The following is a 15849-nucleotide window of genomic DNA, read 5'->3' on the forward strand; positions in this document are numbered from 1 at the left end:
ATTTTCTGGGAGGAAAGACAATGAACGACAATGCAGGGCAAACAAGGCAGGCCGCCGTGACGCCGTTCGATACGGCCAAGCTCGACCGTCTCATGGAGGAAGCCGGTATCGACGTCATCGTCGCCACCTCCAAACACAACACGCAATATCTCATGGGCGGCTATAAGTTCATCTTCTTCGCCGCCATGGATGCGATCGGGCATAGCCGGTACCTGCCGATGGTGATTTATGAGAAAGGAGCGCCTGATCACGCCGCCTATGTGGGGAACCGCATGGAGGGCGCAGAGCACCAGAACAATCCATTCTGGACACCCGCCGTGCATACGGCAACCTGGGGCACGCAGGATGCCGCCGGGCTTGCCGTCGAGCACCTGAAGAAAATCGGCAAGGCCGGTGGGCGCATCGGCATCGAGCCAGCCTTCCTGCCATCCGACGCCCGCGACCTGCTTGCCTCTCGGCTGGATGGCGCTCGATTTGTCGATGCCACGCATGTGTTGGAGCGGCTAAGGGCGGTCAAGACGCCGGATGAACTGGCAAAGCTGAGACGCGCCTCCGAACTGATTACCGACTCTATGCTGGCGACAGTCGCGGCGGCCCGCGCCGGCTCGACGAAGATGGAGATCATCGAGCAGCTGCGCCGGGAGGAAACGAACCGCGGCCTGCACTTCGAATATTGCCTGCTGACGCTTGGCTCCAGCCACAACCGCGCGGGCTCGCCGCAGGCCTGGGTCGACGGCGAGATCCTGTCGATCGATTCTGGCGGCAACTATCACGGATATATCGGTGACCTCTGCCGCATGGGTGTGCTCGGCGAGCCGGATGCGGAGCTGGAGGACCTTCTGGCCGAAGTCGAATGCATCCAGCAAGCGGCCTTCGCCAAGGTCAGAGCAGGGGCTGCGGGCAGTCAGATGATCGAGGCAGCAGAAGCCGAGCTCAAGGCCTCGCCGTCGGCAGCCTTCACCGACTTCTTCTGCCATGGAATGGGCCTCATCACCCACGAAGCGCCATTCCTCATGACGAACCACCCCGTCACCTATGATGGCATCGATGCCGACAAACCGCTGGAAGTCGGGAGCGTGATCTCGGTCGAGACGACGATGCTTCACCCAAAGCGCGGATTCATCAAGCTGGAGGATACGCTTGCCATCACCGATGGCGGCTATGAAATGTTCGGCGACCGTGGCCGCGGCTGGAACCGCGGTGGAGCGTGATTGCAGGCCAAACCGCAAAGAAGGCCTGGCAGATGTCACCTGCTAGGCCTTCTGCTATTTGGTACCGTCGTCTCAGGTGTGGTGGATCTCCGTCCCCAGCACCTTCAGGCATTCGCGGATAAAGGCGGCGAGCGCCGTCCAGCCCTTGGCCGAAACCATCGTGCCGTCGACATAGGCTTCGGTTGGCGAGAGGTCGATATAGGTTCCGCCCGCCAGGGTGACCTCCGGTTCGCAGGCCCCAAGTGCACCCACCTTCTTGCCGCGAACGACACCGTCGACCGCGATCAGGATCTGGACCCCGTGGCAGATAGTGAAGATCGGCTTCTTCTGCTCGTGGAAATGACGCACCATTGCCTGCACCCGCTTGTCGGTGCGGATGTATTCCGGTCCACGCCCGCCGGCGCAGTAGACGGCATGATACTGGTCGAGCTGGTTCTCGGCCTCGGAAAACGTCTTGTTGATGGTGACGTTGTGCCCGAGTTTTTCGGTGTAGGTCTGGTCTCCCTCGAAATCGTGCAGCGACGTCCTGAGGATGTCGCCGGCCTTCTTGTCCGGGCACACGATGTGCACCGTGTGGCCGACCGCCTCCATCGCCTGCTGATAGACGAAGATTTCGTACTCCTCGGTGAAATCGCCGGTGAGCATCAGGATTTTCTTGCCTGGCATGGGTTCTCCTCCTCTTGTCAGATCGGGCAGGCACGATCGTGCCTGCCAGGTTGCTCAGATTTCGTCGAATGCCGGCAACAACCGGTCGCGCGAGTGTTCGATATGAATGCGCATTGCGTTCGCAGCCGCGCCCGGGTCGCGCGCCGCAAAGGCATCGAGCAGCGTCTGATGCTCGGCGAGCGCCTCCTCGGTGACGCGGCGATGGAACATCAGGCGGAAGATATGGAAATGCGTGTGCTGGAATGTCAGCATCTCGCGGATCAACTCGTTGCCGGCAAATTCCATGATCCGGTCGTGAAAGATGGCGTCCTGGCGCGCGAAGGCCGAATAGTTCGCTCGTTCGTCCCTGTTGTCGCTGCGTGTCATCACGCCTGCGGCCTCGGTGAGAATGGCGAGCTTTTCGTCGTTCATCGCCTCGGCTGCCTTCGCAGCGCCGGCAGGTTCCAACAGTAGACGCAGTTCATAGAGCTCGTCGAAGCGGTGGCGCGTGATCTGGGGCGCGGCACGATAGCCAACGAGATGCTGCTTGACGACAAGGCCTTCGCCTTCAAGCCGGCCGAGGGCTTCGCGGATCGGCGTATGGGAGACGTTGAACTCCTTGACCAGGTTGTCGACCGTGATGCGCGTCCCTGGCGCAATCTTCAACGACATGAGCTGGTTGAAAATTGCCTCGTAGACGTCGCCCGCCAGGCTGTTGGCGCGCGGTATCTGGGTTGTGCCCGTTGAGGGTTCCTTCGGTCTCGTCGAAATCATCTGCTGGCTTGCCTCTTGACAGGTTCAATCGCTAGCACGATGCTGCGGCCAAGACAATCCTATATCCTATACGATTTAATATAGGGAGGAAAAATCATGCGCGTATCCGAAGCGGCAGCGCTTGCGCTTGCCACCCGCCTGCTGGAAGAGCATGGCGCACCGCGTGACCATGCGGCCCTGCAGGCTCGCGTCCTGGTGACGGCGGAGATGAAGGGGCACCCTTCGCATGGCCTGTACCGGCTTCCGCGGCTGGTCGAACGGATCGAGCGCGGGGTCATTGACCCGCAGACGAAGGGCACCCAGCGCTGGCGCGCGGATGCGGTGCTGGAGGTGGAGGGGTCGTCGGGATTTGGCCCCGTCGTCGCCATGGCCGCGATCGAACGGCTGGCGCCGCACATTGCGGATCTTGGTATCGGCCTTGTCGCCGTGCGCAATGCCAACCATCTCGGAATGCTCGCGCATTATGTGGAGGCCATCGCTGCAATGGGTTTCGTCGGCATCGCGCTCTCGTCAAGCGAGGCGCTGGTCCATCCCTTCGGCGGCACCCGGGCCATGCTCGGCACCAACCCCATCGCCATCGCCGTGCCGACCGCCGAGGAACCGCTCGTGCTCGACCTGGCCACCAGCCTCGTGCCGATGGGCAGGATCCATCATCACGCGGCGACCGGCAGACCTATTCCCGAGGGATGGGCGCGCGATGCGGCCGGTAACCCGACGACCGATCCGGGGCGTGCGAAGGCCGGCGCGATTGCGCCCTTCGGCGACGCGAAGGGCTACGGCCTCGGTATCGCTTTGGAGCTGCTGGTGGCAGCTCTTGCCGGCTCGGCGCTAGCGCCGGAAGTGCGCGGCACGCTCGACAGCCAGTCGCCGTGCAACAAGGGCGACGTCTTCATTTTGATCGAGCCCAGTCTGGCGCCGGGACTGCCGGCGCGACTGTCGACCTATCTCGATGCCGTGCGCGGTTCACCACCCGCCAGCGCCGGCGAACCGGTTCTCGTCCCGGGCGATCGTGCCCGCCGGCGGCGGGCGGCGGCAAGCCGCAACGGGTTCGAGATCGACCAGCGCCTCTGGGAAGACCTCAACGCGCTTTCGCGCCCCCGCATCCTGGCCTTCGAGGGACAAAGATTATGAGCCTGTTTGCCGCCTTGAGGCTGCCGCGGGAAATCCTGTTTGGCGTCGGCCAGCGCCATGCGCTCGCGAGCGTCGCCAGCAGGACCGGCCGGCGCGCTCTCGTCTGCACCGATGCGCGTTTTGCCGCAACACCCGTCTTCGCGGAAATGATCGCCGCGCTTGAAGCAGCCGGCATTGTCGTCCTGGTGCATGACCGGACGCTGCCGGACGTGCCGCAAGATACGGTCGCGGTTTGCGTTGAAGCCGCGCGCGGCTTTGAGCCCGATATGGTGATCGGCATCGGTGGCGGCAGCTGTCTCGACATGGCGAAATGCGCTTCGCTCCTGCTGGCTCATGGCGGCGCGCTCGCCGATTACTACGGTGAGTTCAAGGTGCCGGCGCCCGTCCTGCCGGTCATCGCCGTGCCGACGACGGCAGGCACGGGCTCCGAGGTGACGCCGGTTGCGGTTGTTTCCGATCCCGATCGTACGCTGAAGGTTGGCATTTCGAGCCCCTATCTCATTGCCGCAGCGGCGATTTGCGACCCGGAACTCACGCTCTCCTGCCCGCCGGGCCTGACCGCGGTTGCTGGTGCGGATGCGCTGACGCATGCCATCGAAGCCTTTACGGCCATGCGCCGCCCCGGCGATCCTGAACTCGCGCAGCAGCATGTCTTCATCGGCAAGAGCGATCTTTCCGACCAGTTCGCGCTGCATGCCATCCGGCTCCTCAGCCGGAGCTTGGAAAAGGCCTTTACCGACGGCTCCGACATCGATGCGCGCGCCGATGTGATGATGGGTGCGCTCGCAGCCGGCTGCGCCTTCGGAACGGCGGGTACCGCTGCGGCCCATGCCGTGCAATATCCGGTCGGTGCCTTGACCCATACGCCGCATGGGCTCGGGGTTGCGACCATGCTGCCCTATGTGATGACATATAATCGCCGTGTCGCTACAGCGGAAATTGCTGTTGTCGGCAGGGCGCTCGGTCTCGATCCCACCGGCGTGGAGGACGACGAAACGGTTGCCAATGCCGCGATTGGCGAGGTGTGCCGCCTCTTCGCCGCGATCGGCATCTCGCCGACGCTTGCCGGGCTCGGCCTGCCGGAAGACCGGATCGACTGGGCCGCAGAGCAGGCGCTCGGCATCGGCCGGCTGATCAAGAATAACCCCCGCTCCTTCGATGCGGCCGCCATGCGCGGCCTGGTGCGCGCCGCTTATGACGGCGACCTGGCCGCTTCCGCCCTCTGACTTGGAAATCATCATGAACGTCAACCAGCATTCTTCACATCCAGACCACGATCCCTTCGGGCTCAACTCGTTCTCCCGCGGCCTCTATATAGGCGGCGCCTGGCGGCCTGCGGCTGGCGAGGGGCGGATCGACGTGATAGACCCCTCGACCGAGGCGGCCATTGCCTCCGTGCCCGATGCGACCCTTGCGGATGCGGCAGTGGCCGTGGAGGCTGCCGCAGGCGCCGCGGAAGGTTGGCGCGAGACGCCGCCGAGAAAGCGTTCCGAGATTCTGCGCCGCTGCTTCGAACTTATGGTGGAGCGCTCCGAAACGCTTGCCAGGCTGATTTCGCTCGAGAACGGCAAGGCGTTGCGCGACGCACGCGGCGAGGTGGCCTATGCGGCGGAGTTCTTTCGTTGGAACGCCGAGGAGGCGGTGCGCAGCTCTGGTGAGTTCGGCACTGCCCCGGCCGGTGGAAACCGCATCGTCGTCGATTACCAGCCTATCGGCATCTGCGTTCTCATCACACCGTGGAATTTCCCGGCCGCGATGGCGACCCGCAAGATCGCGCCGGCCCTTGCCGCAGGCTGCACCGTCATTCTGAAGCCGGCGAGCGAGACGCCGCTGACGGCCTATGCGCTTGCGGCTCTCTACGAGGAGGCTGGCGTGCCGCCGGGTGTCGTGAACGTGATGACAACATCGACGCCAGGCCCCGTCATCGCCGCCATGCTGACCGACCCGCGCGTGCGAAAACTCTCCTTCACAGGCTCGACGGGCGTCGGCCGCACGCTTCTGGCGGAAGCGGCGAAAAATGTCATCTCCTGCTCCATGGAACTTGGCGGCAACGCGCCGTTCATCGTTTTCGACGATGCGGACATCGACGCGGCGATCGAGGGTCTGATGGTCGCGAAAATGCGCAATGCGGGTGAGGCCTGCACGGCTGCAAACCGCATTTATGTCCAGTCCGGTATCCACGATGCCTTTGCGGAAAAATTTACCCGACGCATGGCCGCCCTCAGGGTCGGTCCGGGTGTGGATCTGGATACCGAGTGCGGTCCGATGATCACACGCAAGGCGGTGGAGAAGATCGAGCGCCTTGTTGCAGACGCCATTTCGCGCGGCGCGCGCGCGCTCTGCGGCGGACGAACATTGGCAGAACGCGGCTTCTTCTATCCACCGACGGTGCTCGTCGATGTTTCCCCGGCCTCCGACATGGGGTGCGAGGAGATTTTCGGTCCCGTCGCGCCGCTCTACCGTTTCGAGAGCGAGGCGGAGGCGATCGCTGCCGCCAACGATACGGAATATGGCCTCGCCGCCTACATCTATACCCGCGACATTGGCCGCGGCATGCGGGTCGCCTCCAAGGTCGAGGCTGGAATGATCGCGCTTAATCGTGGACTGGTCTCCGATCCCGCTGCCCCCTTTGGCGGTGTGAAACAGAGCGGCCTTGGGCGTGAAGGAGGGCAGCACCACGGTATCGCGGAGTTCATGGAAGCCAAGTACATTGCGACAAGTTTCTGAGGGAGGAACTTGTGGCCGATCCGTTTCGCATTCGTGACCATGTCGCAGATTTCGACGAAATCGTTGCCGATATCCGCGCTCGCAGCCTTGCAACGCGGCGCACTGTCGCCATGGAGGCCAACATCGCCTATGGGACTGCGCCGGGCGAGACGCTCGATATCTTCCTGCCAAACAGCGCCGGCTCGGACATGCCGATCCACATGTTCATCCATGGTGGTTATTGGCGGATGTTTTCCAAGGAGGACTATTCCTGCGTCGCTGAAACGATCACCGGCGCCGGCGCGGTCGCAGCCATCGTCGATTATTCGTTGATGCCCATGGCGAGAATGGACGTCCTGATTGATCAGGTCCTGAAGGCCAAGGCTTTCCTGCTGGCGCATGCCGATCGTTTTGGCGCCACGTCAAAGCGGTTCTCCGTCAGCGGCCACTCCGCCGGTGCACATCTTGCAACCTTTCTCTTCCATCGCTCGCCAGCGCCTTCGGGTGTAGTTGCTGCTTTCCTGCTCGGCGGGCTATACGATCTCGAACCCTTGCAGACGTCTTTCCTGCGTGACGAGATCGCCTTGAGCGACGAGGAGGTGCGACGGTTTACGCCCATGCATCAGGAGCACGATCCTGCAACACGTGTCGATATCATGACCGGCGAACTGGAAACTGGTCCGTTCAAAATCCAGGCAAATGCGTTCAGGGACATTCTTGCCACCCAAGGGCTTGACGTGCGGGCATCGCAGGTCGCAGACGGCAATCACATGAGCACGGTACGCGATCTCGCCGTCGCTGGCACGCCTGTGGCGGCAGCATTGCGCGCCTTGATTGCCAATGATGCCGGTGAGGAACCGAAGCGATACACCTTCCCTTGACCGCCGGTTTTTCGTGATCGTGGCAATCGAAGCGTGATGCATCGGCTCCTATGGCCGGTACCAAGTCGTGCCGATCCGCGTCGTCGAACGTCGCGCAAAGGCCGACCGTGCCCTAAAAATCGGCGACTTTGCCCCAGGCGGATCCCCCGAAGCGGTCGGGATGGTAGGGCCTCGGATCGACGATCGGCTCATCGCCCGTGACGATATCGGCGATCAGATGACCGGCGCCCGGTCCGATGCCGAAGCCGTGGCCGCTGAAGCCGGCAGCGAGGATGAAACCCGGCAGGGTGGCGATCTCACCGATCCCCGGCACGCCATCGGGCGTGCTGTCGATATAGCCTGCCCAGGTCGCGCTGATGTCGGTTTTCTTCAAGGCGGGCAGAAGTTCGAGTGCCCGCGAATGCGTGAGGGCAATGGTGGCCTCGTCTACCGTCGGGTCGAGGATGCGCATGCGCTCCATCGGCGTCGGCCTGTCGAGCCGCCAGCGTGCCAGAGATTCATGCCCTGAGCGAAAACCTTCCAACCCGCCGGGTGCGAGACTGCGCCAGCGCCGGACGAACATCGGCAGGAACTGTGGCGCGAAGCGGAACTGCTGTGGGGTCGGATCGACGCGGCCGCGGCCGCTGATCGCCAGCGTGTAGCCGCCATCGCGGCGTCGCGTCACCGACACGGCTGATGTATGCAATGCATCCGGCAGGCCGTCGGCACCCGCGGAAACGGAGAGGATCGAGGAGCGGATCGAGGCTTGCGGAAATCGAATACCGAGCTGGCGGCAAAAGGAGGAGGCCCAGGCGCCGCCGGCGAGGACCGCAATCTTTGTCCGGATCGTGCCATGCTCGGTGACGACGCCCGAGAGCCTGCCGCCTTCGACGTCGAGACCGCGGGCCGCACAGGACTGATGCACCGTGCCGCCGAGTTTCAGGATCGCGCGCGCGACGGCTGGCGCAGCGCTCGCCGGATCAGCGGTGCCGTCGGTCGGCGAAAACACCCCGCCTTTCCATGAGGTGCCGGTGGCACGCCCGCGTTCGGTCGCCTCGGCGCTGCTCAGCATAAGTGTCGTGACGCCGACCGAGCGGGCGAAATCGCGCCAGCGTGCCCAGGCGGACAGTTCCTCTTCGCTATTGCTCAGATAGAAGAGGCCGCAACGACGGAACCCGGTGTCCTCCCCGGTCTCAGTGGCGAAGCGCTCCCACAGGTCGAGGCTCTTCGTCGACATCGGCAATTCGCGGGCGTCGCGGTTCTGCTGGCGGCACCAGCCCCAGTTGCGGCTCGATTGTTCGGCGCCGATCAGACCCTTCTCGACCAGGGCCACCTTCAATCCGCGCCGGGCGAGATAATAGGCCGTGAAAACGCCGACGATGCCGCCGCCGATAACCACGACATCAGCGGTGGAAGGCAGTTCCGGCGTGGTGTCGACGCGAGTGAGAGGTGCGGGCATGGGAGAGTCTCCGTTTTAACGGTAGTGTAGCGGATCCGACGCCACGGCTTTGCCGGAGATCGGTTGGCGGCAGCAGAAGATTCCGTGTTGGGAGGATACCAGCAGCCGTTTGTGCTTCGGCCTGTCTCGCAACGCGATCGACAGGCCAACGTCATGTGCTAAGGTTGGTGCCGGGAACAAGCAGCATAATCTGCTGCGTCATTGGCGATCTCCAGCAAGTGAGGGCGTATGAGATGAAACTCGACCGGATCGACGTAAAAATCCTTTACGAACTGCAGAAGAATGGCCGCGTCACCAATGTGGAACTCGCCGAACTGGTCAATCTGTCGCCGAGCCCCTGCCTGATGCGGGTAAAGAAGCTGCAGTCGGAGGGCTATATCGAAGGTTATTCGGCTCAGATCAACGTCAGCAAACTTGGGCAGACGCTGACTGTGTTCACCGAGATCACCCTGAAGAACCATCGGCAGATCGATTTCGCTCGCTTCCTGGCGGCGATCGAAAAAGTTGACCAGGTGATCGAATGCCATCTGGTTTCGGGCGGCTACGATTATCTGCTGAAATTCGTCACCGCCGGGATCGACGAATACCAGACGATCATGGAGCGCCTTACCGATATGGACGTCGGCATCGACAAGTATTTCAGCTTCGTCGTCCTGAAATCGCCGATCATCAAGGCCCACATGCCGCTAACCACCTTGTTTCCGCATTAGGGCTATTTCAGCAAAAGTGAGCAGTTTTTGCGTCACTCATCAGTCCTGCGCGGATACTGCTCTCTCTGTCGCAGGTTGTTCTCCCTATAACTCTAAGCTTCTACCGGTTGGAAGGACTTGCGACAAAATTTCGGCCTTACCTTCCAAAGCCATGTTCGCTGCCACTTGCTGGGCTCCTGCCGCGGAGTCGAGGCTTTCCAGCACGACCTGACCCGGTGGGCGCTTGATCTGGCAAGCGCCCAACTCTGGTTTCGAGGAGGGCAGAGCAGTTTGCTGCCTAATTTCTTGAAGCAAATCCGACCCGAGAAATTTCGCGTTAGAATCGTCGCTCAATGCCGGCAATAAGCCCGCACCAGTTCCGGATCCTGCTGGAGCCCGTCGAGCCAGGCCGGATCGAGCGTTGGCACCGATGAGAAGAGCAGTTGCGAATAGGGGTGTTGCGGCGCCTTCACCGTCAGGGATGTGATTTCCTCGACCTTCCGGCCTCCATACATCACGACGATCTCGTCGCAGATCGCCTCCACCACCGAGAGGTCGTGGCTGATGAAGATGTAGGAGAGGCCGAGTTCGCGTTGCAATTCCTTGAGCAGGTCGATGACCGCGGCGGCGACCACCGTGTCGAGCGCCGAGGTAATCTCGTCGCAGAGGATCAGCTTCGGATCGGCGGCGAGCGCCCGGGCGAAGTTGACACGTTGCTTCTGGCCGCCCGAGAGTTCGCCCGGCCGGCGATGGCGCAGGTTGCGGGGCAGGCGTACCATGTCGAGCAGTTGATCGATCCGGGCGTTCCGCGCCTTTCGATCCATGCGGTGGTAAAAGACCAGAGGCCTGTCGAGAATGTCCTCGACCGATTTTGCCGGGTTGAGTGCGGTATCGGCATATTGGAAGACGATCTGCATCTCGCGCAACTCATTGCGCGAGCGCTCGCGCGCGTTGCGATGCAGTTCCGTGCCGTCGAAGACGATCTTGCCGACCGCCGCCGGCAGGATGCCGGCGATTGTGCGGGCGAGCGTCGACTTGCCGCAACCGGATTCGCCGATAATGCCGAGATTGCGGCCTCTTTCCACCTTCAGGCTCACATGCTCGACCGCGCGAACGAGCGGCAGGCCGTCAGCCTGGCGCTGCCCATAGCCCGCGACAAGACCTTCGATGCTCAGCAGGGGAGCCGTCGCGGGTTCGGCGAGGCCAGTTGCGCCGCGCGGTTTCGGTTCGAAGGCTGCGAGCAGCTCCCTGGTATAGGGGTGCTTGGCATTGTTGAGGATTTCGTCGGTGGTGCCGGTTTCCTGCGTCTCTCCGCCTTTCAACACCACGATGCGGTCGGCGATCTGCGCGACGACGGCAAGGTCGTGCGAGACATAGACGCCAGCGATACCACCCTTCTTCATCACCGACTTGAAAGCCCGCAGGACTTCGATCTGGGTCGTCACGTCGAGCGCCGTCGTCGGCTCGTCGAAGATGACGAGGGTCGGGTCGCCGATCAGCGCCATGGCGGCCGCCAGACGTTGCAGCTGGCCGCCGGAAACCTGGTGCGGATAACGGCTGCCGATCGTCTCGGGTTCCGGCAGGGACAGCGCCCGGAAGAGCTCGACTGCCCGGGCACGCGCATCGTCCGGCGACATCAGCTGGTGAATACGCGTGACTTCGATCACCTGGTCCATGATCGATTTGGCCGGGTTGAACGCGGCAGCCGCCGATTGCGGGACATAGGCGACTTCGGTGCCGCGCACCTTGGCGCGCTGCTTCTCGCTGAGCGTGACCATGTCCTTGCCGCCGACCGAAACGCTGCCGCCGGAGATACGACAGCCCGCACGGGTATGGCCCATCAGGGTCAGGGCGATGGTTGTCTTGCCCGAGCCGCTCTCGCCGATCAGCGCGACGATTTCGCCCTCGGCAACATCGAGGCTGACACCCTTGATGATCTCGACGCGACGGCCGGAATCGGTGGTGGCTTCGACCTTCAGATCACGGATTTCGATGAAATTGCTCATGACACACTCCGGTCGCGGATTTTCTGCGGCAGGTTGTCGATCAGCAGGTTGACGCTGATCGTCAGGCTGGCGATGGCAAGCGAGGGGAACATCACCGCCGGCGCACCGAATGGCAGGCCGCCGATGTTCTCGCGCACGAGCGCACCCCAATCGGCATAGGGCGGCTGGACGCCAAGGCCGAGGAAGGAAAGTCCGGAGAGCAGCAGAACGATGAAGACGAAGCGGATGCCGAGATCGGCAAGCACCGGCCCGACGATGTTGGGCAGGATTTCCGAGCGAATGAGATAGAGGGTGCTTTCGCCGCGGATGCGCGCAACCGTGATGAAATCCATCGCATTGATGTTGACGGCGAGCGCCCGGGCGAAGCGGTAGGCGCCGGGGATGTAGATGACAGACAGCGTCATGATCAGCACCGGGACCGAGGAGCCGACGGCCGCGACGACCACCAATCCGAACAGTTTGCTCGGGATGGAGTTGAGGGCGTCGAGGAAGCGGCTGAGGATCGTGTCCAGCCAGCCGCCGGCGACTGCTGCGATCATGCCGAGCACGACGCCGCTGAAGCAGGCGATCGTCACCGCCGCCAGCGAGATACCGACCGTGTAGCGTGCGCCCATCAGAATCCTTGAGAGCATGTCGCGGCCGAGATAATCGGAGCCGAGCCAGAGTTCCCGGCTCATCGGGCCGAAATAGTCGAGATCGATGATCTCGCCGACGGGGTAGGGGATGACCCATGGCGCGAAAATCGCGACGAGCGCCCATAAGAGGATGACAGTGAAGCCAATCGCGCCGACGATGTTGAAGCGATAGCCAAACCGGGTTCCGGACAGCCGGCCGGAGGTGGTTTCGGAACTGGTCATGGTCATCGTAGCCTCGGATTGGAAAGGATGGCGATGATATCGGCGATGGTGATCAGGAGCAGGTAGCCCAGGCAGAAGATCATCGCACAGCTCTGGATCAGCGGCAGGTCGCGGGTGGCGACGGCATCCAGCATCAGTTTGGCGATACCGGGATAGTTGAAAATGGTCTCGACGATGATGACGCCTCCGAGCAGATAGGACAGCGAAAGCGCAACGGCATTGACGATCGGGCCGAGCGCATTCGGCAGTGCATGACGAAAAACGATGCGCGGCCGGGAAGCGCCCTTGAGCAATGCCATCTCGACATAGGGTGTGTTGAGCGTCTCGATGACAGCCGCGCGCGTCATGCGGATCATCTGGGCCGAGACGACGAAGGTGAGGGTGATCACCGGCATGGCATAGACGCGCAACAGGTCGGTCAGACTGTGGACTTCATTGGCGAAAGACAGCGCCGGCAGCCATTTCAGATAGACGGCGAAGATGAGCGCTGCGGAGGTCGCGACCATGAACTCGGGCACGGAGATGACGCCGATGGTGATTACCGTGACGATCCGGTCGTAAAGGGTGCCGCGCAGCATCGCCGCAGTGATCCCGAGCGTCAGCGCGATCGGTACGGAGAAAAGCGCGGTGACGCCGGCAAGTTTCAGCGTGTTGACGAAGCGGCCGGCGATGAGAGCGGCGATCGGCATGTCGTTGGCATAGGACGTGCCGAGGTTGCCTTGCAGCAGCCCGACTAACCAGCGCAGGAAACGAAAGAGCGCCGGCTCGTCGAGATGCATGGCCTTGCGCAGGCCTTCGACGGCTTCCGGGGTGGCGGCTTGGCCGAGCAGGATCGTGGCCGTATCTCCAGGCAACAGTGTTGTCGCGAAGAAGACGGCGAAGGAGACGATCACCAGGGTGATCACGGCGACGAACAATCTGCTCAGTACAAGGGATAAGACCTGGCGGTTCACTGGCGTCTTCCCTTTGCGTTCGAGTTAAGTTCCATCAATGCAGATGGAGGAACTGGGGCGCGGCTGCAGCCCCAGTCTGCTTTGCTGTATCAGGCTTCAAGCCAGACATATTCCGCGAAAGCGTATCCCATCTGGCCGCCGAGCGGGTTGGCTTCCAGGCCCTTGAGCTTGGCGGTCGTGGCATCGACGTTCGAGATATAGGCCGGAATGATTGTACCAGCTTCCTGGGCGACCATGCCCTGCATCTCGTTGTAGATCGTCTTGCGCTTGTCTTGATCGAGAGAGCCGCGCGCCTCGATCAGCATCTTGTCGAACTTCTCCGACTTGTAGTGGCTTTCGTTCCACGGAGCGTCCGAGGTGTAGAGCAGGGAGAAGAGGATATCGGGGGTCGGCCGCGGGTTGATATTGCCGAAGTGGATCGGCGCCTTGAGCCAGTAATTGTCCCAATAACCATCAGATGGCACTCGCTGCACATCGAGCTTCATGCCGATTTCGGCGCCGGCCGCCTGGATGATCATGGCCATGTCGATCGACGAGCTCGCCGCATCGGAAGCGATGATCGGGATGGATTGGCCAAGCACGCCGGCCTTGTCGAAGTGGAACTTCGCCTTCTCAGGATCAAAGGCTCGCGCTTTCAGCTCTGCGTCATGATAGAAGTTCGCCGGCGAAACGGGTTGATCGTTGCCGACTTCACCGAGACCGCGCAGCGCCGATTTGACGATCTGTTCGCGGTTGACGAGATACTTCATGCCCTCGATGAAGTCCCGCTTGTTGCCGGGCTCCATATCCAGTCGCATGTTGAGATTGGTATAGTTGCCGGACGTGGTCTTCGACAAGGTGAAGCCGTCGCCCTGGGCCTCGACGAGGCGCATAGAGCGCGGATTGATCGTGGCTGCGAGATGGATGTCGCCCGCAAGCAGTGCGTTTACACGGGCATTGTCGTCGCTGATCGCGAAATATTCGAAGGAATCGACATTCGGGCCGGATTTCCAGTAATTCTTGTTCTTGATCCCGACGGACCGGACGCCCGGCTCGAAGACTTCCTTGACGAAAGGGCCGGTGCCGTTGGCCTTGGTGAAATCGGTCGTGCCGTCGGCGACGATCATGAAATGATGCATCGACAGAATGGTCGGCAGGTCGGCATTCGGGCTGGCGAGTGTGATCTCGACGGTCTGTTTGTCGACCGCCTTGAAGCCGGTCATCTGGGCGGCGATCTTGGCGACCTTCGAGCCGACGGATGGGTCGAGATGGCGCTTCAGCGAGAAAACCACGTCATCGGCGGTCAGCGGCTTGCCGTCATGGAAAGTAACGCCGTTCTTCAGCTTGACCGTCCAGGTCTTCGCATCCTTGGACTCGATCGCTTCGGCAAGCTCCATCTGCGGCGTGCCTGATTTGTCGAGGAAGGTGAGGCGGTTATAGAAGGAGCAGCACCGGACATAGTCGGTGGAGAGCGACGCCTTGGCGGGGTCGAGCGTATCGGCCGTCGAGGACGACCAGCCGGCCGCCTTGAGCGAGCCGCCGGAAACGGGCGTAGCGGCGAGCGCCTTGCCGGCGCGGCCAAGCACGAGCCCGCCAGCTGATATGGCCACGCCGCCCGCAAGCATCATATGCAGCAACTCGCGACGAGTGGCGCCACGACGGATGGCGCTTTCGACTATGGCGTCGTCGGATCTGGTCCAATTGGTGATCTTGTCGTTCATCTCATTCCCCTTTTCTTGTGTGGCGGGCTGCCCGTTGCGGGCAGGCCCGATCTGCTTCAAAGTCAGGCGCGCGCGGCGGCCACGGCATCGGCAAGGCCGGCCATGGAGGTGAAATGGTAATCGGGTTTGGTGAACTCGGCCGGTTCGATCGTGCCGCCGTAACCCTTCTCAGCATGGCGCCGCTCGATCCAGCAATTGGTCAGCCCGAGTTTCCTGGATATCCCGATATCGTGGAACTGGCTCTGGGCGACATGCAGGATGTCGTCCTTCGAATGTCCTTCCGAGGCAACGTAGGCGAATACCTTCTCGAAGAAGGCGGGATCGGGTTTCTCGGTCCCGGTATCATCCGCGGTGAAGGCGGCATAAAAGGGATTGCCGAGCTCTTTCTCGAAGAAATCGAATGCCCAGCGGCGGGCATTGGTCATCGCCACGAGGCGGTAATCCTTCGCAAGACTGGCCAGTGCCGCGGCACTGTCTGCAAAACCCTTCCAGCTCTTCGCCGAGTCCCGCAGTCGTTCGCCATATTTTTGCTCAGTGGGCAGGCCGAGCTTCGGCGCGATCGCAAGGTAGACGCGCACGAGGTCGTCCGGAAAGAGATCGGCATCCTTGGAGTAGCGGGCTGCGCGGTAGAGGCTAAGCGCTTGCTCGCCGTCGACTGTGCTTCCGACCTCGGCCGCGATTTCGGCGAAGCAGGTCTTGAGGCCGCCTTCGAAGTCGATAAGCGTGCCGACGACGTCGAAGGTCATGTATTTGAATTCCGAAAGGCTCTTGCTCACGTGAATTCCCCAGTGTTCGGCTCCGATGGGAGCTCGGCTTCTCGAAGAAGAAAATTCTGTTCCGCTGGCGGGGTCATTGTCC

The 15849-nt window shown here is 62.2% G+C and carries 14 protein-coding genes; 6 read left to right on the forward strand and 8 right to left on the reverse strand.

What is annotated here, in order from left to right; translation table 11 throughout:
* Nucleotides 1-20 precede the first annotated feature (20 nt).
* A complete protein-coding gene (locus HX898_RS30615; RefSeq protein ID WP_180196615.1) occupies nt 21-1211 on the forward strand; it encodes a Xaa-Pro peptidase family protein in 1191 nt (396 codons plus the stop codon).
* 72 nt (nt 1212-1283) lie between these two features.
* On the opposite strand, the gene HX898_RS30620 is transcribed toward HX898_RS30615, so the two are convergent.
* Nucleotides 1284-1877, reverse strand: a complete 594-nt coding sequence (locus HX898_RS30620) for a DJ-1/PfpI family protein (RefSeq protein WP_180196616.1) — start codon at nt 1875-1877, stop codon at nt 1284-1286.
* Between the two features lie 54 nt (nt 1878-1931).
* The gene (locus HX898_RS30625) at nt 1932-2630 is read right to left on the reverse strand and encodes a GntR family transcriptional regulator (RefSeq protein WP_011649359.1); all 699 of its coding nucleotides are present in this window, start codon (nt 2628-2630) and stop codon (nt 1932-1934) included.
* 96 nt (nt 2631-2726) lie between these two features.
* Between HX898_RS30625 and HX898_RS30630 the strand changes: the two genes are divergently transcribed.
* Genes HX898_RS30630 through HX898_RS30645 form a run of 4 tightly spaced genes read left to right on the forward strand, consistent with a single transcriptional unit; the run spans nt 2727 to nt 7348 of the window.
* Nucleotides 2727-3761: an Ldh family oxidoreductase gene (locus tag HX898_RS30630; RefSeq protein ID WP_180196617.1), complete on the forward strand. Its 1035-nt coding sequence runs from the start codon at nt 2727-2729 to the stop codon at nt 3759-3761.
* Entirely contained in the window at nt 3758-4987 is a 1230-nt protein-coding gene (locus HX898_RS30635; protein ID WP_180196618.1) for an iron-containing alcohol dehydrogenase, read from the forward strand. The genes HX898_RS30630 and HX898_RS30635 overlap by 4 nt, the downstream gene beginning before the upstream one ends.
* Nucleotides 4988-5000: 13 nt before the next feature.
* Entirely contained in the window at nt 5001-6488 is a 1488-nt protein-coding gene (locus tag HX898_RS30640) for an NAD-dependent succinate-semialdehyde dehydrogenase (RefSeq protein ID WP_180196619.1), read from the forward strand.
* An 11-nt stretch (nt 6489-6499) separates the two neighbouring features.
* Nucleotides 6500-7348, forward strand: a complete 849-nt coding sequence (locus HX898_RS30645; RefSeq protein WP_348649490.1) for an alpha/beta hydrolase — start codon at nt 6500-6502, stop codon at nt 7346-7348.
* A 112-nt stretch (nt 7349-7460) separates the two neighbouring features.
* On the opposite strand, the gene HX898_RS30650 is transcribed toward HX898_RS30645, so the two are convergent.
* Complete coding sequence (locus HX898_RS30650) at nt 7461-8786, reverse strand: FAD-binding oxidoreductase (RefSeq protein ID WP_180196620.1); 1326 nt, start codon at nt 8784-8786, stop codon at nt 7461-7463.
* Between the two features lie 233 nt (nt 8787-9019).
* Here HX898_RS30650 and HX898_RS30655 point away from each other — a divergent pair, with 233 nt between their 5' ends.
* On the forward strand, nt 9020-9496 hold the full coding sequence (locus HX898_RS30655; RefSeq protein ID WP_003549758.1) for an Lrp/AsnC family transcriptional regulator: 477 nt from the start codon (nt 9020-9022) through the stop codon (nt 9494-9496).
* Between the two features lie 329 nt (nt 9497-9825).
* Here HX898_RS30655 and HX898_RS30660 read toward each other — a convergent pair whose 3' ends face one another.
* From HX898_RS30660 to HX898_RS30680, 5 genes are all read right to left on the reverse strand, one after another.
* Entirely contained in the window at nt 9826-11481 is a 1656-nt protein-coding gene (locus HX898_RS30660) for an ABC transporter ATP-binding protein (RefSeq protein WP_180196621.1), read from the reverse strand.
* Nucleotides 11478-12344: an ABC transporter permease gene (locus tag HX898_RS30665; RefSeq protein WP_180196622.1), complete on the reverse strand. Its 867-nt coding sequence runs from the start codon at nt 12342-12344 to the stop codon at nt 11478-11480. Before HX898_RS30665 ends, HX898_RS30660 begins: the two co-directional genes overlap by 4 nt.
* Entirely contained in the window at nt 12341-13291 is a 951-nt protein-coding gene (locus HX898_RS30670) for an ABC transporter permease (RefSeq protein ID WP_180196623.1), read from the reverse strand. Before HX898_RS30670 ends, HX898_RS30665 begins: the two co-directional genes overlap by 4 nt.
* Before the next feature lie 89 nt (nt 13292-13380).
* Entirely contained in the window at nt 13381-14991 is a 1611-nt protein-coding gene (locus HX898_RS30675; protein ID WP_180196624.1) for an ABC transporter substrate-binding protein, read from the reverse strand.
* Between the two features lie 62 nt (nt 14992-15053).
* A complete protein-coding gene (locus tag HX898_RS30680; RefSeq protein WP_180196625.1) occupies nt 15054-15767 on the reverse strand; it encodes an HAD-IA family hydrolase in 714 nt (237 codons plus the stop codon).
* Between the last annotated feature and the right edge of the window lie 82 nt (nt 15768-15849).

Origin of the sequence: Rhizobium sp. WYCCWR 11128 (genome assembly GCF_013416305.1) — a bacterium.
GTDB classification, from domain to species: Bacteria; Pseudomonadota; Alphaproteobacteria; order Rhizobiales; family Rhizobiaceae; genus Rhizobium; species Rhizobium indicum.